Consider the following 22385-nt stretch of genomic DNA (forward strand, 5'->3'; position numbering starts at 1 on the left):
CGGCATACGAGATAGGAGTCCGTCTCGTGGGCTCGGAGATGTGTATAAGAGACAGGTATAGGGGTCGTCCAGAGTAAGTTCCTCAGTCTGTCTGTTATCCAGTGCACAGGCGTTTATATGTTTTGTAATGCCGAAGACCTCCTTTTTATGGAGATAGAAAGTGGGAGAATTATTTGGTCGAAAAGCCCATTCCCTGTAGATATATGTAGGTATTTAAGGCATTATTTAAGATATCAGGCTTTTTAACCGGATTTACATGACATGATATGTTTGAAAGTTGAAGAGTTGGAATCGGCTGAAACAATATTAAATTGGCTTATCAATATAAATCCTTCGCAAAACACTCGCCGCAGCTATCTACTATCGATGCAACACTATACCGGTTTTTTGGAAAAACACCAGAAGAATTGCTGCAACAGGCGAGAAATCTATGAAGGCAGAATAGTGTGGGAAACTGAAGGCTTAGATATCTATATGCACGATTTCAGGAGAGAAAACGGGATCAAAAAAGCCATAAAAGAAAGAAAAGTCGCAAGATTTAAGCTGGAGATTAGATAACGACAGATACACCCCTGTTTCTGTACGTTCTAATCTCCGGTAAACACCCACTAACCCATTATATCCTGCTAAAGTTCAGGCACACCCACTATTAAGCTGGAGATTAGATAACGACAGATATACCCCTGTTTCTGTACGTTCTAATCTCCAGTAAAACACCCACTAACCCATTATATCCTGCTAAGTTCAGGCAGGAGTTTCTTTTGTCATGATATAAGCAACCATTCCAGAGTTCAGCTTGCTTTCCCTTGAAATCTTTTTCTCAATCTCCTCAGCGGATTTACCTTCGATTTTCATTTCCTTTATCTTTTCAATCACTGAGATTGGAATGCTGTAGTATTCGTTTATATCCTTCCTGTGCCCCCAGACATCTCCTTCGAGGAGCTGGATTCTCTGCATCTGAAGGAACATTTCTATGGACTTTGAGACTGTATGCATGTAAGATTTAGGTAACTGAATTACCTCAATCTTCGGGCAGGTCTCAACCAGTGCAAAGATGTCCTTGTTCGAAGGCCGGAAAGCCAGGTGGACAATACGCTCATTCGGATTAAGTGTAAAGATTTCTTCTCTGGAACTGACAACTCTTATTCTCATGATTTTCCCCCACTGTAAAGTTCTTTTTTGATTGTACCCTGATATAAAGTACGAATACTTATTATAAATAGTTATCTCATTGAGCTAATATTATTTAGATAGTATTCTAGAGAGATGGGTTATAGATAAGTTACAAAAATGACCTAAAAAAACCAAAAAAGGAATAAAAAAGGTTTTTACAAGTTATTTTTGCTACAATTTCCACCCATCTGGTGAGATAATTAATTACAAAGTAGGTCTTAATTATTTTAATCACTAATTTATTTCAGATTCAGACTTTAATGAGACTTTCCCGTTCATCCTTACAAGGAAAAATTAACAGAAAAAAATCAAGCCCTCCAACTCTTGGAAATTAAGTAGGGGGATTTTAATACTCCCGTATTAAGAAAAATAAGTGATTTTTGTGGACTTCTGCGAAAAATAAGTTCTATGGAGAGTTTTGGTACTTTGATGGTTTTGGTACTTTGATGGTTTTGCTATTTTAAGAGTCTCGTCAATTTCAAATTGTTTTTACCTTACAAACCCTTCATCTTTGAGGCTCACGTACCTGCCATCTCCTATGATTATGTGGTCAAGGATGTCGATCCCAAGGAGCTTTCCTCCTTCAACAAGTTTTTCAGTAACCATTATGTCCTCCCTGCTTGGGCTGGGGTCTCCTGAGGGGTGGTTGTGGACCATGATCACCGATGCTGAAGATTCAAGAAGAGCCAACTTAAAAACCTCACGCGGGTGTACGATGCTGGCGTTCAGGCTGCCTATGGATACTACTTCTTCTTTCAGGATCTGGTTTTTTGTATCAAGATACAGTGTTATAAATTTTTCTTTTTTTTGTTCGCGCATTTTAGGATACATCAGGGTATAGACGTCCTTTGGAGAACCAATTTTCCTTTTTGGCTCTTCTATAAAGGTTTCAAGCCTTCTGGCAAGTTCGAAAACTGCAGCTATCTGGGCAGCCTTTGCTTTTCCAACCCCATGGACCTGCGTAAGCCTTGAGACATTTGCAAGGCTAAGCTGCTTGATACTGTATTCAGACAATATCCGGCTGCACAGGCTGACAACATTCTCTTCCCTTGACCCCGTCCTCAGGACTATCCCCAGCAGTTCGGCGTTTGAAAGGGACTCCGGCCCGTTCTTAATAAGCCGCTCCCTGGGACGTTCTTCCTCAGGAATGTCATGAATCCTTATTTTGGTTACTTCCATATTCCATCCCCCCTCTTCCATCCTGACCGAACAGGTACTCATTACTGGCACTCCTTCCATATACAGAGCACTAAACTGTGCAGAACACTAAACTGTGCCCTTATGGGCAGTAACTGTTCGGGCTTACAGTAAGTTATATTAGTAACAGTTATTATTGACAGTTTTAATATTTGAATCTTTTCGGATATAGACCAGTTTGTCTAAAAAAACAAATGTGTATTAGTAATTGGGAGCGCGTGAATAATCTCTCGACATTCAAATGGTTATTTTTAAACCGATACGGTGAAAAGGTGCCGACCCTTACTTATACCGGTAAGTCCATAAGGCTCTTTGATGAAGGTCATTTCTGTTGTAGGGTATAAGAAATCGGGTAAGACAGCCCTTGTTTCAGCCCTGGTCCGGGAACTTTCCGGGTTTGGGACAGTAGGTACTGTAAAGCACATGGGAGAACAGCGCCTCAACCCCGGGGAAACCGATACTGGCAGACACTTTGATGCTGGGGCTGACACGGTAATAGGAATTACAGGCTCTGAACTTGTCAGTTTTTCCAGAGACTCCGACCTTGAAGATGCCCTTGATATGCTCTGCGACCGGGGGCTTGATTTTGCGGTTGTGGAAGGGTTTAAGGAAAGCAATCTCCCTAAATTCGTACTTGGCGACCTTGAAGGCGTCTCCAACGTCGTTATGAGGCTTCCGGAAAACTCCGATATTCATGAGGAACTTAGAGCCTCCCTGGTCGGAATGGCCCTTGCCCAGCCTGACCGCTACACCCTGGACGCACTTATAAAGAAAGCCAGGAAAAACCCATCAATCCGGAAAGCAGGAGCAATCGGCACCTTTACAGGCATCGTCCGCGAGCTTGCAGGAGAGGAGAAGACAGCCCGGCTCGAGTTTGAGAAATACGAGCCTGAAGCCTCAAAGGCCCTGGACAAAATCCGTGACGAAATCAAGCACAAAGAAGGCATCCTCGAAGTCCTGATCCACCACAAAACCGGCGTCATCGAAGCCGGAGAAGACATAGTCTACATCGTGATCGCATCCGCCCACAGGACCGAACTTTTCCCAGCCCTCAGCGAAGCCATCGAGAGGGTAAAAGCCGAAGCTCCGATCTGGAAAAAAGAGTTCACGGAAAAAGAAGAGTTCTGGGTCCACGACCGGGAACACGCCTGAATGCAAAATGTAACAGGAAGAGAAGAAAGAAAAGAAGAAGAAGAAGAAGAGAAGAATAGCCGATTAAAAACGAGAGCTAAAAGCAGCAAAAATCGGGACGGGAATTGAATGAGCGGAAAAACAGAACTTAAACCGGAGAGAACAAAAACCAGAAGTGCAATCGTCCTGGCAGGCGGAAGGGGGCGCCGGATGGGTATAGTCGAAAAAGCCCTCCTCGAATTTGAAGGAAAAACGATTCTCGAACGTCTGCTTGAAAACCTCTTCCGGGTTGTGGATGAGGTAATCCTTTCGGTCCGAGACAGTGTTCAGAAAGAAAAACTCCTCCCTGTGCTTGAAAAATTCCCTTCCCGTGAAATACGTTTCTGTTTTGATTCCAAAGAGGATGCCGGCCCCCTGGAAGGCATCCGGGCAGGGCTGCTTGAATCATGGTCAGAGTACTCTTTTGTCTGCGCCGGAGATATGCCCTTTGTAAACTTCAGGGTTGTAGACCTGCTGTTTGAAAAAGCAGATGGACATGACGTTGCTCTCCCGAGGTGGGGGGAGAGAATGTTTGAGCCTCTGCACGCAGTTTATTCCAGAAAACTGATTCCTGAAATTGAAAAAGCTTTTGTGAGAGGAAAACATTCAGTGCTTGCGCCGGTTTTTGAAATGCCTGATGTTGTTTTTGTAGAGGTTTCGGAAATTAGGGAAATTGATCCTGATTTGAGGACTTTTATAAATCTTAATGTAATCGGAGATATCGAATCTCTCAGCAGGGGCTTGAATTCGAAAGCTTAGATACAAAAAATTTCACGAAAAATGCAGTTGACCTTTTCATTCAAACCTGAGCCTGGAGATAGTCACGGTAAAGAAAAGGATTGCCATTAACAGTAGCACCCCCACCTCCGTCAATATGCCCGGAAACCCCAGGTCAAAATATAATAGATCGTAAAAACCCTGCATTGCCCAGTATGTGATAGTAAGGTGCGCCATATCCTGCATAAACTGGGGTTCAAGGAAGAGCGGCCACCATGAACCTCCGATTGCGGATGTTGTCATCACTATCAGCAGGGCAACTGAATTAGCCTGGTCCTGGGTCTTTACAAGCGTTGCCAGAAGCAGGCCAAGACCTGTGCTTGCAAGGGCGATGGCAGCCATGAGTACCATAAGAGCTAGCAGGTCACTGCCAAGGTTCAGGTCAAAGACTAAGTGACCAAAGGCAAGGAGAACCGCAAGCTGTAAAAATCCTTTAATGAAATTGCTGGTAATTTTCCCTCCTATGATGTCCGCCTTTCTGAGAGGAGCGATTACAAGCCTCCTAAGGGTTCCCGAATCCCTTTCAAGCAACAAGCTGATTGCTCCTGCCTGGACAGTAGTGAACAAAAGGAACATAACCGCAAAACCCGGAACATTCTGGGTAAAGCTTGTGAATTCAGCTACATCAGCAGGAGAAACGCTCTCAGTGACCACACTCACAGGCGAAGGGTCTGCAAATTGGCCTGCCACTTCCACTATTTCGGATATCTGCTCTTCATCCAGGACAGGGACTCCGTATGCAGCCACGGTCTTGACTGCAACCACGTTGGTGGTTAATCTTCTTGCATAGCTCTCTACGAGTGTTTTCACCCATTCGTTCTGGTCTACCAGAGTAGGGTCGACAATTAGCTGTATTTCAACGTCCTTCCCCAGCATCAGGTCTTCCGTAAAGCCCCTGGGAATAACAACCATGGTAATTTGTTCGGATACCATGGTAGTTGAGTCGGGTTTGACTCTCTCCCTGGCTGCAAACTCATTGGATTCCATCTGCACATGCAGGAAGTTATCAGGTTCTTCCAGAAACTCAATTAAACCTTCGGAAGCTTCTCCGTTGTCAAGGTCCACAACCAGCACATCGAACCCGTCGTCTTCGGCATATTCCGGGGCAAGGGCCAGCCCCACTATCGAAATGATGATCATGGGTAAAAGGAACATTACGAGAAGAGAATTACGGTCCCGCAGAGTGATCTTCAGGTCCTTGGCAGCAATGATATGGAATTTTATCTTCAGCCCCCCATTTTCCATCATTCACAACTTTTTTATTTATCGCCTGAGCTTTGTCCCTGTGAGATGCAGAAAAAGGGTCTCCAGGTCAGGTTCTTTAATCTGTATGGAGTCCACTTTTGTGCCCGAATCCGTCAGAATGTCGATAATCCTTGCCAGCATTTCCCGGCCCTTCAGGAGTTGAACCGTCATCGTTTCTCCGTCTACGGAGATTTTCTGAACATTGTTGATTTTTTCAAGGGACGTAATGGTATTTTGCGTAATATCCCGGGCTTCGATCCTGACGATGTCGCTTTCTCCAACCAGCTTCATCAGACCTTCCAGAGTATCAAGGGCGATGAGCTTCCCATTGTCCACTATAGCGATGCGGTGGCAGAGTTTTTCTGCGTCTTCAAGCTGGTGCGTGGTCAGGAGCACAGTCATTCCCTTGCTGTTGAGTTCCAGAATAGTGTCGTATATCCTCTTCCGGCTCTGGGGATCGACCCCTGCGGTAGGTTCATCCATAAAAAGGATTCTGGGTTTATGCAGGAGGGCTACTGCAATGTTTATCCTCCGCTTCATGCCTCCCGAATAACTTTGCAGGGATTCGTCCGCTCTCAGCGTCAGCCCGCTCATTTTCAGAAGTTCGGCTATCCGCTGCTCTCTCAATCTCCTGGGTAGCCCGTAGACCTTTGCATAGAAATCAAGGTTTTCTCTGGCCGTAAGGGTAGAGTAGAGGCTGATTTCCTGAGGCACGACTCCTATTATCTTTTTAATCTCAAAGGCATTTTTTTGAATGTCAAAACCATCGATAATTCCCCTCCCGGAAGTAGGCTCCAGAAGGCCGCACAGGATGGAGATGATGGTAGACTTGCCTGCCCCGTTAGGGCCCAGAAGCCCAAATATTTCCCCTTTTTTGATCTCAAAAGAAACGTCATTGACTGCAGCAATGTTGTTATATCTTTTTACCAGATGTTCCACACGAATGATGTTTTGCTCAACTCCATTCACTTCCATCTTCTCCCGTGCCTTTTCCCATGCCTTCTCCTGCCTCTTCTCCTGTATCTTCCCCCGTGCTTTTTTCCGTCTCTTCCTCTATTTCTTCTTCCGTGCCTCCTTCCCGTATTTTACCTTCTTTTCTCCGTCGTTCCAGGAAAAAATAAGCAACTGCTACCAGCCCTATCCCGGCTCCCAGCAACAGGAAGTACCTGAGGATTCCTTTCTCTTCCCTGACTTCTTTAACCTCAGCCGGCACATAGATGGTATCCGAAACCCGGGTCTCACCTTCAACGTCTTCATACTCTACTTCGGCTTTGATCGGATAGGATTTGGGCGTGGCGTCTGTATCGACATCTATATTGAAAACTGCCCGGACTTCCTCCTCTGGTTCTACGTCTTCAAGAAAGGCAGTATAGTCCGTGCTGCTCAGGGGATTTGAAAGTCTGAGCCTTGCCATCGCCCTTGATGCTGTTTCTTCCCCCGTGTTCTTGAAAGTCATGCTGACAGTTCCGGCTTTTCCGGGATAAAGTTCATTTTCAACGTTGATAACTTCAAAGTCAGCCTCTTTTTTTATGACGACGAAAACCTCATGTGTTTCGTTAACTTCCTGGTAGAGAAGTTCAGAATCGATCATGTTGTTGCTCGCATCACCCTCAACATACACATCCTTCTGGTACTGATAGCTGAGTTCCACCTGGAGGGGATAAGTGCCTGCACTCGCGTTTTTCCAGACTTCGATTTCAAACTGGAGAGGCTCAGAGACCTGCCCCGATGCCAGGCTTCCCGCACTCTGAGCTGGAGTCTTTATGTCAAGTGGAGCATCTTTTGCCTGAAGGTCTGCCACAACTCCCTGAGCCGTAGTGGCGCCAAATTCCATTTCCTTCTCGATTTTTGAGAGTTCTATCTCATTTTCATCCCCTGGTTCATCCTCGGACTCGAAACCCAGAACCTTTCCCTGATTCATGACCTGAATAAGGACAGTATCCGAATCGTCCCTTTTATATTCGGCATCACCTGTGAGGCTCACCACGATCTCAGGGCTGGCATAGATGGTGAAGTAATCTTCAGTAAACTTCCATTTGTTAGAGGGGACACTTTTCGCCTGAACCTGTACTTCCGATACGGCTAAAACGAGATGAGTAAGAGGCAGAAGTATAAACAACATAAGAAGCAACATAAGAATTATCGATCTTCTTCCCATCTCCTGTATCCGAGTCTTCCTTTCTTTACCTTTCAAACCCTATTAATCCCCCATTTGCCAATTTTTGGCATTAATCTTCCTTTTTATTCATTTACTCTTTTTCCGCCCCTTTTTCCTTTTTTCATCCTCTTTTGTTCCGTTTTTCATTCTCTTTTATTCCTTTTCCATTTCTTCCTGTACGCATAGTAGCCGGCAAGAGCCAATATTCCCATAAGTAAACCAAAATAAGCAGCGGTTCCAATTCCTTCACCGTCTTCCCCGTACAGAGCTTCTTCCATCCTGAAGGGAACTCTCATGGGTGAGGAAGTCCTTTTCTCCCCGCGGCTATCCTTATATTCAATTTCAGTTTCAATCCCATAGGTCTTCAGCGGAGCTCCCTCTTCCACTTCGATCAGGTATTTTGACTCGATGGAGTCACCTGGAGAAAGGGTGCCAAGGTATTCAGTATCGTCTTTAAAGATGTCATTTTTAAAGATGGAAGGGGATTCCACAATAATCCTGGCTACGGCATTTTCAGCCACTTCACTGCCTGTGTTCCGGTACCTGACGTAAAGCATGTATTCCTGATCGGATACTTTTTGAGCTCTGGCACTTTCAACCTCGAAATCGACTTCCGGTTTTACCGTGATATTAATGGGCAGTACCTGCTGCTTTTCAACATACCAGTAATTGAATTCCGGCTCAGGATACCCTTCGACCTGCACCTCCTTCTGGTACTGGTATGTCAGGTTCAGTGAAAGTTCATAATTTCCGGAAGGCGCATCAGTAAAAACCTCTACATCAAACTCCACTGGCTTTGAGACCTCTTCTTCTCTGAGGTAACCAATTTCCTGTACTCCGCTAACGATCCTCACAGGTACACCGTGTTTATTTTCAAGGATTCCGCGAATATTTACTGCTGTCGTGACATCGGATTCCAGCTTCGTTTCAATGTATGCATCCCTGAATTCATCGGAACCCTGCGGGAGCTCATCCATCTCAAAAGCAGAAATATTTCCTCTGTTTATAAGCCGGATAGAGAGCGTGGAAGACTCGCCGCTATCAAATTCAGACCCCCAGACTGAAGCAGCAGAGAGATTCGGTTCTCCGAAAACATTATAATAATCATCAGTGAGTTCTCCGATGTTAGGTGGAATGTATTCAGCACAGGCGGCAGGAACCACCAGCATCAGGAATAACAGGACATACAGGCACACCGCTCCCCTCATCTTCATTCCCCAAAGAAACGTATGCAGCGATTATTTAGTAATTAATATAAAAGCTTCTTAATCGTATTGTACCAGCATTTTTATCATTTCAATGTAATAAAAACTGCTCTTACGGTAGTTGATATATAGAAAGTTGATATATAGAAATGTGCAGGAGAGGTGCCCTTTGTAAATTTCAGGGTTGTAGATCTGCTGTTTGAAAAAGCAGAAGGTAATGACGCTGCTCTCCCGAGGTGGGAGGAGAAAATGTTTGAGCCTCTGCATGCAGTTTATTCCAGAAAATTGATTCCTGAAATCGACAAAGCCTTTGAGAGAGGTAAACATTCAGTGCTTGCACCGGTTTTCCAGATGCATGATGTCGTCTTTGTAGAGGTTTCGGAAATCAGGGAAGTTGATCCTGAATTGAGGACTTTTGCGAATATCAATACTGTTGAAGATCTTGAGAATATGATCGGATCTGCGGTGGAAAAAGTGAAATTGTAATAAAATTCCAGTTAACGTTTGTTGATCTGTTTTCTAATTACCGAAATAGCCTGATTCGCATCTCAAACCGTTCATGTCCCGCGCAGAGTGCGGCTTTTCCGCTATTTATGATACACAATATAAACAGTATTTAGCTGACAACCCTCTCTATTTTTCAAATTCAATTATTTTTTTATGCAGGGACTTCAAAGAAGAATCTATACCGAAGAAACTCTGCTAGAAAAAAATCGTAGTGTTGTTTCAGTGAATCCCACATTTTGTTGTGTGGGATTGGATCTTGGTAAAATTGAAAAATTGGATCTTGGATGGAAAAGACAGAGGTCTTAATAATTCATGAATTTTATTGACCATCACATAAAATAAGTAATATCTACTGCAAAGCCGAAATTTTCATTCTTAACATCTCTGTTTATGCTTCATTATGAGAAAGCCGGTCGCCTCCGACGACCGGTGAGAGTCCGGGGATTTTATACCCGATTCACTCCGGTGATTCTGGCTTACTGAAGTAAAATGGATTCTTATTTTTCATGCTGACATTTTCACTTAATTTCTTTACTGGTGGGCATCCTCTATCTCAAACTTAACCCCACGTCTTTCAAGTTCTTTTATAATCTCTTCCATAAACACACCCGGTCCCGGGGCATGGCTGTGGTGGAATTCTTTTACTTTTCCGGGCTCGCCGCCAACGCTTGTGATTTCCACGGCGCAGGAGGGGCTTTTCGGGATGCCGATTATCCTGATGTTTGTGCCGTTTATTGCGAGGTCTTCGAGGAGATCGGCAAGGGGAGTGAAGATTTTCCGGCAGAAGCGCCTGTAGGAGGGATGTTCGAGCTGGTCTTTCGTGATTTCCCGGCGCCTCATTCCGAAGTACATCGCCTCGGGGCAGGGGAGCTGGATCACGTTCATTCCTTTTGCGTCAACAGGGGTAGCCGGTTTTACGCCTTTGATTCTTGCAAGGGGGTTAAGCAGACAGTGACCAACGACAACAACTTCATCCATGGTGTCGCTTGTTTCGGATTTTCCGTGGACAGGTGAAATTTCGTAATATTCCAGTTTTTTCATATAATCACTTACTGCGTTTGTTTATTTAGTTTTTTCCTGAATAAGAGATTATATATTTATCTTCTGCATATGTATCCGAAAATGGTATCTGTAAGCCTTCATACCAGCCCGATTTTTACAATAAGTAAAAGCGGAATTCCAGGAGGCAGGCAGGAACACTGCCTTTATAAGCGGAAGGTCATTTCACATGCATGAAGATTTTGGAACAACACTTAACAGAGGCTTCAAGACCTGGACCAGGAATTTAAACATTTGTATTCCATTTATCCTTAATTTTTTTGTTAGTTTAATTGTTTATGTCTTTTTCTTTGGTTTAATGGGTTTCCTGCTCTTTGCCTCAAGCACAGGAAGCATAGCTGACCCTTCTACTCTCCCTCCCGCAGAACTTTATAAAATGCTCTGGGAAGGATTTAGGGACAACATGGCAGTCTCGGTGCTGGCAATTATCGTTTTTTCCCTGCTTGGCATGTTCTTACAGGCATTTTTCACAGCAGGGGCAATCGGGATGGCAAAAAAGGCTTCTGAAACCGGAGATACCGTACTATCCGATATGTTCAGGTCCGGTTCGAAAAACGCTTTCAGGCTTTTCCTCACAAGCCTGCTGGTCACCCTGATGCTTCTTGCGGGCATTGTATTCATAGTGCCTGGAGCCCTTACAATCGGGGACCTGAGCGGTCTGATAATGAATCCGGAAGCAGTTGTGGAAGGTATGGGAGCACTCGCGATAGGAATACTTGTATGGGGAATCTATAGCCTGACCATAAATATCGTACTTTCCCTTGCCCCTTACGCCCTCGTGATCGACGAACTTGATCCTCTTGACGCTCTAAAAACAGGATACAGGTTTTTCAAGAAGAATAAACTCGATGTTTTCTTAATCTGGATAATTACCGTCGGGCTGGCTTTAGCCAATGGTCTTGTAGGGGAGCTTCTGGGTTCGGAAAACACTCTGATCTCAGGAATTACATATATCATCCCACTGCTCGTACTGCAGCCGCTTACTGCTGTCCTGTGGACACGCCTTTACCTGGCCGGGGAGGAAAGGGAGCTTTATAACCATTATGACCTGCTTTCCGATCCGGATGGGTTCTAAAAGGCTCCTGAAATCCACACTTTTTTCGATTTTTTTCTTTCCTATTTTCTTTTTTTATTTATTCTGCGTTCTATATTTTCTGCTTTTATTCAGGTCCTGCCGAGCAGTTTACACGCCTGGCAGAGATCTTCGGTGCAGGTATCCCCGCAGATCCTGCACTTATCGATTTTTGCAGGAGGGAGCTCCTTTGCAAGGGCTCCTACGAGTTTGTCAAAGCCGCGGAGAAGGGAATACTTGGTGCCGGGATGGTTTTTCTCAAAGCTGTTTAACAGTTCTCTGATTTCCCCTCGAAGGGCTTCTCCTGCATACGGGCACTCGCTGAAATCCACAGGCAGGGAGTTTATCAGGGCATAGAGTGCCACTTCCTTTTCAGGAATATTCCGCAGGGGTTTTGCCCTCATTACAAGCCCTTCGATTGCTGCAGAAGGAGCAAGCCTGACCATTCGTTCCATATCTCCCCTGAAGTGGTTGAGGAGAATGGTCTGGGCTTCATCGTCCAGGTTGTGCCCTGTTACCAGTTTCGTTGCCCCTATTTCAAGCGCTGCCCTGTTAAGGACACTTTTCCTGAGAACTCCGCAGTAGCTGCATGTACCTTTTTCCCGGTTCATTACAGCCAGTTCGTCCATTGTAACCCCATGTTCGTCTTTAAAAGACTTTATGATGTGCCGGACTCCGAGCGTTTCTGTAAGCTGTTTCGCAAGTTCAAGGGAGTGGGGACGATATCCGTGTATGCCCTCGTCGACTGAAACTGCCACAATCTGAATATCAGGCCTATCCCCCAGAATCTTATGCATTATATAGAGAGCAACTGAGCTGTCCTTTCCCCCGCTCAGAGCAACGGCTATTACATCATTTTTCTTGATGTTGTACTCTTTCCGGATTGTCAGCTTTATTTTCCTTTCAACGTCCTCTATAAAATGTCTTTTGCAGAGATGCATACCGGAGTATTTTTGAAAAATAACAGCTTCATGGTTACATTTTTTACATTTAATTGTCATTTGAAATCCTTTTGAAATCCTTTTTTCTACTTATGAATAATCTGGAAAAAACGGGAGATACATATGTACAGGGCACATTTATAAATAGCCGTAAGTATTTAGAGACATTTAGAGAGATTTAGAGAGATTTAGGAGCATTTAAAGAGATTTAAGAGTATTTAAAGAGATTTAAGAGTGCTTAGAGAGATTTAGGAGCAGTTTAAATAATTTTTCGTTGACATGAAGAATTTTAATTGTGACAGGCTGCTTTAGGAAAGGGACACCTCGTATATATGGTTTTTTACGTGCCTTTTGGAGAAGCCTGAGTATTTTTTTTATCTGCCTCAGAAGGCTTCATCAACTTAATTCCTAAACTATGTTTCCAAAAGGTATATCCTTTTCAGCAATCAAACCTTACTTATTACTCAGTATTCAAATAATTACAGGGGAAATAGGAAGGGGGGCTTCTTTATAATAAGAATCATTCCGGCAGAAACCAGGCATCTTGAGGATTCCGGATGGCTGAAGAGTTACATGCTTTTTTCTTTTTCAAATTATTATGATCCGGATAATGTCCGGTTCGGAAGCCTGTGCGTTTTTAATGACGATACTGTGCAGCAGGGCAGAGGTTTTTCAACTCACCCGCACTCCGAGATGGAAATTATATCGGTTGTGCTTGAAGGGGAGATAACGCATGAAGACAATATGGGGAATAAAGGAGTCCTTGGAAAAGGAGAGGTGCAGTGCATTACCGCAGGTACCGGAATACAGCATTCTGAGCTGAACACAGGAAAGGAACCTCTACATTTTTACCAGATCTGGATTTTACCCTCAGGAAGCCGCCTTGAGCCTGCGTACTCGCAGAAAAAATTTGAGGAATCGGGGTGGAAGAACCAGTTACTTCCCCTTGCTTCAGGTCAGGGTTTTGAGCACGCCCTGAAGATAAATGCCGATGCAACAATTTTCCGATCCTGTCTCGAAAAGGGGAACATTATCCACTTTAATTCACAGGAGAAACGCTGCATTTTTATTTACATTTCTGCCGGTGAGCTCTCTGTCAATGGCCAGAGGATAGGACAGGGAGATCAGGCTCGCATTGACCTGGAACAGGCTATCCATATGGAAGCTGTTTCTTCCGGCACGCCTGCAGAATTTTTCCTTATTGATCTTCCCCGGCAAGGGTCCAAAAAATAGGCAAAAAGGTGAAAGCAGCTGAAAAAAGAGATTCTTTCAGGTAAAGAGAAGCACTCTCTGGAACAGCGGCAAGAATCGAAGCCGGATAAGTTCTTTTGAGTAAGAGAAAATATCATAGAACAAAAAATAGATCGGAAAAATCCTGGGAATAAAGCAAAAAGACCGAAAAGAGGGGATGAGAAGAGGCATAATCAACTGGGAAGGGGAAGTGACAAAAAAGAGAAACTGCCTGGGAGAGGTAGTGATATTATAGAGGAGCATCCGGGCAGGGGAGAGTCAGGAGAGGCAGAGGTAATCAGAGAGGGAGATAAAAGAAAACAAAAAGAAGACTGACCTGAAGATGTAAAGATTGAAAGATCGAGGCTGAAGAGTGAGGAAATGCCCGAAAGCAAAAATCATGGGATGTGGTTACGGAGCAAGCCGTACATCTGGAAATAGAAAGAGGATTTACTTCACAGTCAGAATAACAGAGTGGGATAGTTTAGAAAACAGAGTGGGATAGTTTAGAAAACAGAGTGAGATAGTTTAGAAAACAGGGTGAAGTGAGAGGTAAAAATAGTTTTGGAGAGGGATTTGCCTCTCACTTCTCCGTTGCTTCTGATATCTGCGGGGGCCGGTTGAGGAATGGCGAACCCCATCCGGCTTCCGGCTGTGAAACCTCTCCCGGCGTCGGCGACTGAGGAATGGCAAAAAACCTCGATCGTCACCTCATACGGGCAGGGTTCCGGGTTGCGCATAACAGGATTGAGGAATGGCGAACCTCATTTGTCCTGATCTGCTGTTTTTTGCTAAATGCTCTCATGAACCCCATTCAATATTAGCATTTAGAACTACATGTTATAGTATAACTGTTAGATATAAAACATAAGTGGAAATGATTTTTCTTTTTCTTTGATGTAATAAAGCACCTTCAAAATTTTCAAGTGGCTGATCGCATCGGTAAACTAAAATTGTTTGCGCTGGCAAATCCTATTATTTATATCTTCCGCCGGAGAGCCATCCGTCCAGTAAAAGGGCATTATTATAAAGGAAACCTATTTATAATATTAAATCCAAAATTTCTGTTCTTAAATTGAAATTTTGATCAAGTTTACTTAAGTTATTTTTTCGGTTTCTTCTTTCATCTCTTTCTTATGTTCTATGTTCTCATTCTCTGTTCAATCTCTTTCTATTTATTAGTTCTGTTCTCTTACAATTTATTTATTCTGATTTCTTCGCTGTATGAATATGTATATCAGTTTCAAATAAACCGTTTCAGACTTTAAATATACATTCTCTGAAACAAAATATATTCCGTAGCAAGATTAAGTATTAATAGTAAGTGTATAAAATTTTCTACGAAATTGATTGGGTTTTAAAGAGATTATTTTCTGGGGTGCCTGCTGAGTGGAAGAAGTTTCTTTATTCTTGCTCCTTTGTTCTGTTCTTGCAGGCTACCTGCTTGGCATATTTTCAGGGCTTTTACCTGGCATACATACAAACAATTTTGCACTTGCGCTTGTAGCTCTTGCGCCTTTTCTGGCTGAGAAAGGAATTGCCCCTTTTTACATTGCCCTTATAATCCTCTCAAACGCAGTCTCACATACGTTTCATGACATTATCCCGTCTGTGTTTTTAGGAGCACCTGACGGAGACACAGCGCTTGCAGTCCTCCCAGGGCACAGGCTTTTACTTGAAGGCGCAGGTGCAGAAGCGGTACGTCTCTCTGCCCTCGGGAGTGCAGGCTCGGTGGTTGCATCCATGCTCTTTGTATTGCCTTTTTCTCTTTTCTTCGGGGCTATTTACCCTTACCTGCAAGAGTATATGGCATGGGTTCTGCTCACGATTGTATTTATCATGCTTGCGAGCGAGAAAGGCGAGGAAGTAGAGGGGCAGGGCCCACTTGCAAAATACAGGTCCAAAGCTTTTGCCCTCGTACTGTTTTTGATCACAGGAGCTCTGGGGCTCTTTGCTTTTTCCAGAGAAAGCCTGCTGGTTCCCTTCATAAGCCTTGGGCAGGCATCCGTGCTCCTCCCTCTCCTCAGCGGACTTTTCGGGGCATCCCAGCTCATTATAAGCCTCCTCACAAGCTCCGAGATTCCCAAAGAATCCGTCTCAAGATTTGAACTTTCTCGAAAAAGGATCCTGAGAGGAGTATTTACGGGCAGCACTGCAGGTTCCCTTGTAGCCTGGCTGCCCGGAGTTTCTTCTGCTATTGCTGCCCTTCTGGCAGGGCTCTTTGTAAGGTCTGACTTCGACAGAAGGTCCATAAATAAAGAAACTTCCGAACCTGTGCCCGGAGGACAAAAATCCTCTCTTTTTTCCGACCCCTATGCAGATCGCCAAACTCTTGAAAGCTCAAAGGAGTTCATTGTCTCGGTTTCCGGAGTAAATACTTCAAATGCTATTTTCGGGCTGGTAGCCCTCCTGGTTATAGGAAAGACCCGCAGCGGTGCAATGGCTGCTGTGAATGAAATCCTGGGTATCGGGTCACTTGGTTTTCAGGTAATACTGCTCTTTTTTACCGCTATCCTCCTTACCTCCCTGTTTTCGTATTTTTCCACAGTCTGGATAGGGAATAACGCCCACCATATGCTTCAAAAACTTGACTACACAAAACTCTGTGCCGGTGTCCTTGCAGGGCTTGCAATAACGGTCTTTCTTTTTACAGGGTTTTTCGGGCTCTTCCTCTTTGTAATTTCTACCCCCATAGGCATGCTCCCGTCTTTTATGAAAGTCAGGAAATCCCATGCAATGGGCGTTATTTTATTGCCTGTAATCCTTTACTTCTTTTAAGATATCCGTGTTCTCTTAATTGTATTACCAATAATTCGGACATTGTTTTTTCTTACCTGGCAGCAGGCCGGCCACAACCTGTGTGGCAGAAGAAGAGAAAGCCGGATAATCCGTTTTCTGGACCGGGTTGTTTCCGTATAAATCATTCAGGGTATGGCTGACTCATGCGGTGAAATTGGCGAACTTCCTTAAAATTCTCGCTCATGTGTAAAATATAAAACTTAAAATGTATTGGGTTGAAATTGTAAAGAGAATAAAACAAATGGGTTAAGTACTAATTGAAGCGTAGAACGTGAAAAAGAGAATATAGAACCACAGAAAGTGGAAAAGTCAAAAGCAAACAACTAAATGTCAATAATAAACCACAGCTGAAAACTGATTGAAAACTGAAGACCGATTCGCATTTACTATAAAAATAACAAATTTAAAGGGGTTTACAGCACTATGGATGCACAACTTGAAAAGCGTTTAGTGGAGCTCAGAGCAGAATATGAATCCGGGCAGAAAATCCTCACAGATATTGATTTAAAGCTTGCAGAACTCGAAAACAGGAAGAACGCCCTGGGCGAAACCCTTCTCAAAATCAGTGGAGCAATCGACTTGCTTGAAGAAGTGCTCGGAGAAAGCGAAGGTGCGCAGGGACCGGAAATAAAAACCAGTCCCGGAACTTTTACAGAAAATGTGGAGGTTCCCAATGTTATAAGACAGCCCCTTGAAAACGCCAGAAAAACTCTGGAAGAGGCAGGGCTTTCAGCAGGAGAGGTCGTTGAAAAGAAAGAGGTTTTACCTATAGGAATTATGGCAGGGGAAGTGCTCAGGCAGGAACCACAACCAGGGACAAAACTGCCAGCAGGATCAGCCGTAAAGCTGGTTGTTGCATCTAAAGGTAAGTCTTTGCCCTCCCTTGACAGAAAATCGGTATGCAGCTATATTTCCGACAACGATTAAGAAAAGGGTAAGAAGGGCTTTAAGATGGAAGTTAATCCCTCCAGAACAGAGAATAATCTGAGCGAACTCAGAGAACATTCCAGAGCAGCGATTTCAGCTTTCAACACCCTTGAGCGTTCAGAAAGTCTCTTATCCTTGAGACTCTGTCTGCAGAAGTTTTTGAAGGAAGCAGAAGACATCTCAAAGGTCCTCTGGAGCAGCAATAATAAAAAGATCAGGAAATATCTGAGATCAGTACTTTATATTAAAAACGATTCTCCCTTTTATCCTGCTGCTTTCTCAGGACTGGAAACAGTGTTTAAAGAAATGGAACGTACACTGGAAGGTAAAAGAATAGAAGGGGACAGTAAAAGAATAGAAGGAGAAAGTAAAAGAATAGAAGGAAATTCCCTGGAAGAAAACCCCAGCCAGCAGGAGCCAGCGGCTTTTTCATACGATCCCGGAACAAAAACCTTGACGGTTGAGGAAAAAAAGTACGAACTCCTCCCCCTTTTTCTGGCTGTAAGGGACCTTTATGCTTCCCTCCCTTTCTTCGACGAACTTCAGGCCTGTACTGAGATGCTTGAAAAGGACTCTCAGAACGCCACAGCGCTCTTTCAGAAAGCCATACTGCTCTATAAGGCAAGAAGGTTTGAAGCTGCCCTGCAGCTTACAGAGCAGGTGCTTGAAATAGTCCCTGATGACTTCAGGGTCTGGTACAACAGGGGTGTAATCCTCTCGGAAATGGGGCGGCTTGAAGAAGCAATAGGTGCTTATGACAGGGTAATTGAGCTTGAACCGGCTTTTGAAATTGCATGGGACAATAAAGGAGTTATTCTTGCCAGGCTTGGCAGACTTGAAGAAGCGCTTGAAGGCTACGAAAAAGTGCTCAAGAGAAACCCCGAATATGCCGAAGCCTGGGCAGGAAAAGGCTCAATCCTTTCTGCACTTGACCGGAAAGAAGAAGCCCTTGAAGCATACAGTTCAGCCCTCAAAATCAGGCCTGATTACCTGGAAGCCCTGAAATGTATCAGCAGCCTGTTTTCCAGGCTGGGCAGGTTTGAGGAGGCTCTGGCAGCATACGATACGGCTCTTCAGTCTACCCCGGAAGATCCCGGCCTCTGGGCAGGCAGGGGACTTGTCCTTTTAGAAATGAACAAACAAGAAGAAGCCCTACAAAGCTGCAATAGAGCCCTCGAATTGAAACCGGGCTTTGTTCCTGCTCTTGAAATCAAGATCGAAATCCTTTCGAGAATCAGCCGGCAAAAAGCCAGTGACTCTTGATAACTTTTTTCTGCATAAACTTATGTCTTGCTTTGTATCCAGTAAAATTCGAATCAGAAAAGGTATATCTCATTGAAAACGAAAGTGCTCAATATCAGTTTAACCCTGATTCCATACATAAGATGGAAAAAATAAGGATGGGACATGATTCCGAAAGGGGCCCGAATAAATCTTAATCTGAAAACGGAGGATTCCGAAATGGCAGAGGAAAAAAATACCACCGAAAGCGCTAAGATGAAGCAAAAGGAGCTGGAAGCGGCAGGAAAAACCGAAGAAACCGAGGACCCCAGGCAGCTCCTTATCACAGCAGGCAAAGTTGAGAATTATGAAGACAAACTCAGGCTCTATGATCAAGCCTTAAATCTGGACCCTATGTACCTTGATGCCTGGCTCCAGAAAGGTTTTGTCCTGGATAGGATAGGGAGGTCTGAGGAAGCTCTGACCTGTTACAATAGGGCTCTTGAAATCGATCCCGATCACCTGGGAATAAAGTGCCTCAAGGGTTTTGCCTACAATAACTTGAAGGATTTTGAAAAAGCCATAGAGTGTTATGACGAAGTCCTTAAGGTCAACTCCGAAGATGTTTTTTCCTGGTACCAGAAAGGCTCGGTCCTGGAAAATCTTGGAAGATACGGAGAGGCTATGAAATCTTATGAAAGAGCTCTGGAAATAGACCCTACTGATGTCCTTATCAGGGAGAAACAGATGAGGCTTCTGGGGCTTATTTATAAAAAAGGAACTCTAACAGATTCCCCGGACAGCAATTTTAACTGAGCCTGAAAAATATAAAAAAATTGCAGGAAAAAATTTGAGAAAATTAGGAAAAATTTGAAACAAATTAGGAAAAAATTAGGAAAATTAGGAAAATAGGGAAAAAATTAAGAAAAGTAGGAAAATTGAGTAAAAAAAGTGTAGAGGGCTGTTTTTCAGCCTTTACTTTTTACTTGCCTCGTTTTCTTTCCTGATTTCCTCAACGGTTTCCATGAGTTTTTCTTTGATTTTCACTATGGCATTAACGGCTTCGCCGCCTGCTTCAATCGGAGCCCTTTTTTCCAGATCAGCCTGCATTAACTGCTGGTCAAAGGGAATTTCTCCAAGTACCGGGATGCCCAGCTCTTCAAGCCTGGCGTTGACTTTTCCGGCGCCTCCTTTGTTAATTACGGCAGCAATATGTTTTATCCCGATCTCGGAAGAGAGTTTTTTTATCCGTTCGGCTGTTTCAAGGGACCTGGCTCCCGGCTCCACCACTACAATCATAAGGTCCATCCCGCGCGTGGTGCCTCTTCCCAGGTGCTCTATTCCGGCTTCCATGTCCAGGATAACTGCACTCTTTTCCTTAAGCATCAGGTGCCTGAGGAGAGCCCTGAGGAAAGCTGATGCCGGACACATGCACCCGCTCCCTCCCTTATCCACAGTACCCATAACAAGCATCCTGACTCCATCAGGCCCTATTACTCCGTATTTGCCTGCAATGTCGTCCACTTTCGGGTTATAGATAAAAGCCCCGCCTTCGGTACCTGCCCTTTCCTGGATAAGGTCTTTGAAATCAGTGAGGGGCTTTGGGGGGTTTTCTATCCCCAGGGAAGATGCCAGGTTCATATCCGGGTCTGCATCTATTGCCAGGACTTCGTATCCGTCCCTTGCAAACAGTCTTGCCAGAGTACCTGAGAGAGTAGTTTTTCCAACGCCGCCTTTTCCGGTAATTGCTATTTTTATTTTAATTCCCCCTGAAACTTTGGTTCTAAATGAAACTTTGGTTCTAAATGAAACTTAATAAGACTATAAATTAAACTTAATAAGATTATAAATCAAACGTAATAATTTTCTACTCGGATATAACCATCAAACTGTTTATACTTACTCATTTATACCGGCTTTTTCCGAAGCAATTTGCATGAGGTATTTTTCTATATGGTTCCCCTGCTTTTTAGAAAAACCCGAATCCCTGGCAAGCCAGTCGAGTACCTTCTGTACTCCTGTCCCGTACTGCATTGCTTTTTTCTCTTTCCAGAGAACTTCCGGAGAGACCAGGCCTTCTGCCGCCTTCCTGAGAATATATTTTCGTGTATAGAGGCCATCTTTTTTCAGGACCTTAAGCTCCGGACTTATTGTAAGCCCTGTTTTAATTACTTCTTTATCCAGGAAGGGCACCCTGAGTTCCACGGAATTGGCCATTGTAACCATATCATCTCTTTCAAGGTTAATTGTTGAGATGCTTTCAAGGTCAGAATAGATCTCCCTGTCAAGTACATCAGGGCCCTGCTCGAGAAACCCTTCATGCCTCCTGTACCCTCCAAAGAGCTCATCTGCACCCTGCCCGGTCAGAAGGACCCGTTTCCCATCTTCTCTTGCAGTTTTTGCAACTATGTAAAGAGGAAGCCCTATTGCAACCGTCATCGGATCAGTAGATCCGGTTGCATAAATTACCTGAGGGACTGCAGCTTCTATTTCTTCGGGCGAAAGGAAATGAACTTTCAGGTTTCTCTTCATACCGATAGCCTCAGCTGCGCTCTCTGCCTGGGCAACGTCATGGGAATCCGGAAGCCCAACCGCATAAAGGGGAATATCAGGATCAATTCGCTTTGCAAGGGCTGCTAAAAAGGTGCTGTCAATTCCTCCTGAAAATGCAATTCCAGCAGTTGGAGTAAGCCTGAGTTCCACAGCCTTTTCAAGGGCTGCCTTCAGGTGAAATAAAGCCTCTTTTTCAGCGTGGATCCTCTTTTCAGGCGATTTTGTCTTCAGGTATCCTTCCGGGGTTTTTTCTGAAATTTTCCCGTTTTCGGTATTGAAACCCAGAATCCCTCCCTGAGGAAAGGGCTTTGCTTTTCTGCCAATACAGGTAAGGGCTTTTTTTTCGGAGGCGAAGGCTATTTCTGGCTTTTCTGCCTCTTTTCCAGAGCAGTAAAAGAGAGGCTTTACTCCCGACGGGTCCCTGGCAAGTACAAGTTCTCCTCCGCAGGCATATGCAAGGGCATAGTCCCCATTTACTTTAGAAAGTGCGGAAAAGACAGCGTTAATCGGCGTGCTCCCCTCCTTTACCCCTGTTTCTATAAGTGAAAAAAGCAATTCGGTATCAGAATCTGTTTTTAGCCCTATTTCAGCTGCAAGCTCACGAAAATTGAATATCTCCCCATTGAGTACGAGAGCTCCTATCCCTGTGAGAGGCTGGGGCATATCTCCTGTTATTTTAAGCAGGGTATTTCCTATGCTCAGGTCTCCCGCCGTATAGATTCCGCAGGCATCAGGTCCCCTATGTCCCAGGGCTGCAAGCATTTTCTTTACATCTATATTACTATCAGGGGTTCCGAACAAACCTGCTATTCCGCACATGATTACACCTTTTTTTCTGTCATTTCTATCCGGTATACACGAGCGCAGCCCTGTATTTATTATTTTGCCATCCAGGCAGTGCATCACCATACAGTCTAAGACGGGGCGCTGCCCGGAAAGCAGATAGGTCCGGAAAAATGTGCTGACAATGCAGATTAAAAACATTGATCAAAAAATACTGATCAAAAAATACTGATCAAAAAATACTGATCAAAAAATACTGATCAAAAAATGTGGTGGTCCCTGATTAATTGGTTGATCTATTCCGGAATCCGGGAGGAGATTTATCATTTCCTCCCCCCGCGCTGCACGGAACTGGGCCGGCCCGCCAC

General features: G+C 44.2%; 20 protein-coding genes and 1 pseudogene. 11 read left to right on the top strand and 10 right to left on the bottom strand.

Features of this window, described 5'->3' with window-relative positions:
* Window positions 1-270: 270 nt before the first annotated feature.
* Window positions 271-558 carry a hypothetical protein gene (locus EO95_RS03745; protein ID WP_156163967.1) on the top strand — a complete coding sequence of 96 codons (288 nt, stop codon included), beginning with the start codon at window positions 271-273 and terminating at the stop codon, window positions 556-558.
* A gap of 186 nt (window positions 559-744) precedes the next feature.
* Here EO95_RS03745 and EO95_RS03750 read toward each other — a convergent pair whose 3' ends face one another.
* Both EO95_RS03750 and radC read right to left on the bottom strand, forming a co-directional pair.
* Window positions 745-1152, bottom strand: a complete 408-nt coding sequence (locus EO95_RS03750) for a DUF1699 family protein (protein ID WP_048132304.1) — start codon at window positions 1150-1152, stop codon at window positions 745-747.
* 510 nt (window positions 1153-1662) lie between these two features.
* Complete coding sequence (gene radC, locus EO95_RS03755) at window positions 1663-2352, bottom strand: DNA repair protein RadC (RefSeq protein WP_048132334.1); 690 nt, start codon at window positions 2350-2352, stop codon at window positions 1663-1665.
* A 333-nt stretch (window positions 2353-2685) separates the two neighbouring features.
* Here radC and EO95_RS03760 point away from each other — a divergent pair, with 333 nt between their 5' ends.
* On the top strand, window positions 2686-3522 hold the full coding sequence (locus tag EO95_RS03760; RefSeq protein ID WP_048132307.1) for a molybdopterin synthase: 837 nt from the start codon (window positions 2686-2688) through the stop codon (window positions 3520-3522).
* 108 nt (window positions 3523-3630) lie between these two features.
* Window positions 3631-4299, top strand: coding sequence for a molybdenum cofactor guanylyltransferase (locus EO95_RS03765; RefSeq protein ID WP_048132310.1), 669 nt, complete (start codon window positions 3631-3633; stop codon window positions 4297-4299).
* Between the two features lie 36 nt (window positions 4300-4335).
* Here EO95_RS03765 and EO95_RS03770 read toward each other — a convergent pair whose 3' ends face one another.
* From EO95_RS03770 to EO95_RS03785, 4 genes are all read right to left on the bottom strand, one after another.
* Window positions 4336-5565 (bottom strand): ABC transporter permease, encoded by a 1230-nt coding sequence (locus tag EO95_RS03770; RefSeq protein ID WP_048132312.1) that lies wholly within the window; start codon window positions 5563-5565, stop codon window positions 4336-4338.
* Window positions 5566-5580: 15 nt separating this feature from the next.
* Window positions 5581-6531 (bottom strand): ABC transporter ATP-binding protein, encoded by a 951-nt coding sequence (locus EO95_RS03775; protein ID WP_200894992.1) that lies wholly within the window; start codon window positions 6529-6531, stop codon window positions 5581-5583.
* Window positions 6518-7684: a COG1361 S-layer family protein gene (locus EO95_RS03780; RefSeq protein ID WP_156163968.1), complete on the bottom strand. Its 1167-nt coding sequence runs from the start codon at window positions 7682-7684 to the stop codon at window positions 6518-6520. Before EO95_RS03780 ends, EO95_RS03775 begins: the two co-directional genes overlap by 14 nt.
* A 179-nt stretch (window positions 7685-7863) precedes the next feature.
* Window positions 7864-8928 carry a COG1361 S-layer family protein gene (locus EO95_RS03785; RefSeq protein ID WP_048132316.1) on the bottom strand — a complete coding sequence of 355 codons (1065 nt, stop codon included), beginning with the start codon at window positions 8926-8928 and terminating at the stop codon, window positions 7864-7866.
* Window positions 8929-9075: 147 nt separating this feature from the next.
* Here EO95_RS03785 and EO95_RS03790 point away from each other — a divergent pair.
* Window positions 9076-9411: pseudogene (locus tag EO95_RS03790) on the top strand (molybdenum cofactor guanylyltransferase); the annotation flags it as partial.
* A gap of 552 nt (window positions 9412-9963) precedes the next feature.
* Here the strand turns inward: EO95_RS03790 and EO95_RS03795 are convergent.
* Window positions 9964-10473 carry a hypothetical protein gene (locus EO95_RS03795; protein ID WP_052733481.1) on the bottom strand — a complete coding sequence of 170 codons (510 nt, stop codon included), beginning with the start codon at window positions 10471-10473 and terminating at the stop codon, window positions 9964-9966.
* Between the two features lie 187 nt (window positions 10474-10660).
* Here EO95_RS03795 and EO95_RS03800 point away from each other — a divergent pair, with 187 nt between their 5' ends.
* Window positions 10661-11566, top strand: coding sequence for a hypothetical protein (locus tag EO95_RS03800; protein ID WP_048132317.1), 906 nt, complete (start codon window positions 10661-10663; stop codon window positions 11564-11566).
* A gap of 89 nt (window positions 11567-11655) precedes the next feature.
* On the opposite strand, the gene EO95_RS03805 is transcribed toward EO95_RS03800, so the two are convergent.
* Window positions 11656-12564, bottom strand: a complete 909-nt coding sequence (locus EO95_RS03805) for a TIGR00269 family protein (RefSeq protein ID WP_048132319.1) — start codon at window positions 12562-12564, stop codon at window positions 11656-11658.
* A 513-nt stretch (window positions 12565-13077) separates the two neighbouring features.
* Here EO95_RS03805 and EO95_RS03810 point away from each other — a divergent pair.
* The 6 genes from EO95_RS03810 to EO95_RS03835 all read left to right on the top strand — a co-directional run bounded on the left by EO95_RS03810 (window position 13078) and on the right by EO95_RS03835 (window position 19497).
* Window positions 13078-13737 carry a pirin-like bicupin family protein gene (locus EO95_RS03810; protein WP_052733483.1) on the top strand — a complete coding sequence of 220 codons (660 nt, stop codon included), beginning with the start codon at window positions 13078-13080 and terminating at the stop codon, window positions 13735-13737.
* 542 nt (window positions 13738-14279) lie between these two features.
* Entirely contained in the window at window positions 14280-14417 is a 138-nt protein-coding gene (locus EO95_RS17435; RefSeq protein WP_156161356.1) for a hypothetical protein, read from the top strand.
* Between the two features lie 706 nt (window positions 14418-15123).
* Window positions 15124-16512, top strand: coding sequence for a tripartite tricarboxylate transporter permease (locus tag EO95_RS03820; protein WP_048132326.1), 1389 nt, complete (start codon window positions 15124-15126; stop codon window positions 16510-16512).
* A gap of 444 nt (window positions 16513-16956) precedes the next feature.
* Window positions 16957-17460, top strand: coding sequence for a PASTA domain-containing protein (locus tag EO95_RS03825; RefSeq protein ID WP_048132328.1), 504 nt, complete (start codon window positions 16957-16959; stop codon window positions 17458-17460).
* 24 nt (window positions 17461-17484) lie between these two features.
* Window positions 17485-18723 (top strand): tetratricopeptide repeat protein, encoded by a 1239-nt coding sequence (locus EO95_RS03830; protein WP_048132330.1) that lies wholly within the window; start codon window positions 17485-17487, stop codon window positions 18721-18723.
* A gap of 198 nt (window positions 18724-18921) precedes the next feature.
* Complete coding sequence (locus tag EO95_RS03835) at window positions 18922-19497, top strand: tetratricopeptide repeat protein (protein WP_048132342.1); 576 nt, start codon at window positions 18922-18924, stop codon at window positions 19495-19497.
* 159 nt (window positions 19498-19656) lie between these two features.
* On the opposite strand, the gene EO95_RS03840 is transcribed toward EO95_RS03835, so the two are convergent.
* Window positions 19657-20445 carry an AAA family ATPase gene (locus tag EO95_RS03840; RefSeq protein WP_082105918.1) on the bottom strand — a complete coding sequence of 263 codons (789 nt, stop codon included), beginning with the start codon at window positions 20443-20445 and terminating at the stop codon, window positions 19657-19659.
* Window positions 20446-20580: 135 nt separating this feature from the next.
* Entirely contained in the window at window positions 20581-22218 is a 1638-nt protein-coding gene (locus EO95_RS03845) for an asparagine synthetase B (protein WP_235282848.1), read from the bottom strand.
* Between the last annotated feature and the right edge of the window lie 167 nt (window positions 22219-22385).

Source organism: Methanosarcina sp. 1.H.T.1A.1 (genome assembly GCF_000979295.1).
Classification (GTDB): domain Archaea; phylum Halobacteriota; class Methanosarcinia; order Methanosarcinales; family Methanosarcinaceae; genus Methanosarcina.

Excerpts from the sequence above, each read along its gene's own strand:
- EO95_RS03795 (WP_052733481.1), bottom strand. The coding sequence starts at position 10,473 with ATGAAAAAACTGGAATATTACGAAATTTCACCTGTCCACGGAAAATCC.
- EO95_RS03835 (WP_048132342.1), top strand. The coding sequence starts at position 18,922 with ATGGCAGAGGAAAAAAATACCACCGAAAGCGCTAAGATGAAGCAAAAG.
- EO95_RS03770 (WP_048132312.1), bottom strand. The coding sequence starts at position 5,565 with ATGATGGAAAATGGGGGGCTGAAGATAAAATTCCATATCATTGCTGCC.
- EO95_RS03780 (WP_156163968.1), bottom strand. The coding sequence starts at position 7,684 with ATGTTGTTTATACTTCTGCCTCTTACTCATCTCGTTTTAGCCGTATCG.
- radC (WP_048132334.1), bottom strand. The coding sequence starts at position 2,352 with ATGGAAGTAACCAAAATAAGGATTCATGACATTCCTGAGGAAGAACGT.
- EO95_RS03810 (WP_052733483.1), top strand. The coding sequence starts at position 13,078 with ATGCTTTTTTCTTTTTCAAATTATTATGATCCGGATAATGTCCGGTTC.
- EO95_RS03845 (WP_235282848.1), bottom strand. The coding sequence starts at position 22,218 with ATGTTTTTAATCTGCATTGTCAGCACATTTTTCCGGACCTATCTGCTT.
- EO95_RS03825 (WP_048132328.1), top strand. The coding sequence starts at position 16,957 with ATGGATGCACAACTTGAAAAGCGTTTAGTGGAGCTCAGAGCAGAATAT.
- EO95_RS03750 (WP_048132304.1), bottom strand. The coding sequence starts at position 1,152 with ATGAGAATAAGAGTTGTCAGTTCCAGAGAAGAAATCTTTACACTTAAT.
- EO95_RS03765 (WP_048132310.1), top strand. The coding sequence starts at position 3,631 with ATGAGCGGAAAAACAGAACTTAAACCGGAGAGAACAAAAACCAGAAGT.
- EO95_RS03805 (WP_048132319.1), bottom strand. The coding sequence starts at position 12,564 with ATGACAATTAAATGTAAAAAATGTAACCATGAAGCTGTTATTTTTCAA.
- EO95_RS03785 (WP_048132316.1), bottom strand. The coding sequence starts at position 8,928 with ATGAGGGGAGCGGTGTGCCTGTATGTCCTGTTATTCCTGATGCTGGTG.
- EO95_RS03760 (WP_048132307.1), top strand. The coding sequence starts at position 2,686 with ATGAAGGTCATTTCTGTTGTAGGGTATAAGAAATCGGGTAAGACAGCC.
- EO95_RS03830 (WP_048132330.1), top strand. The coding sequence starts at position 17,485 with ATGGAAGTTAATCCCTCCAGAACAGAGAATAATCTGAGCGAACTCAGA.
- EO95_RS03800 (WP_048132317.1), top strand. The coding sequence starts at position 10,661 with ATGCATGAAGATTTTGGAACAACACTTAACAGAGGCTTCAAGACCTGG.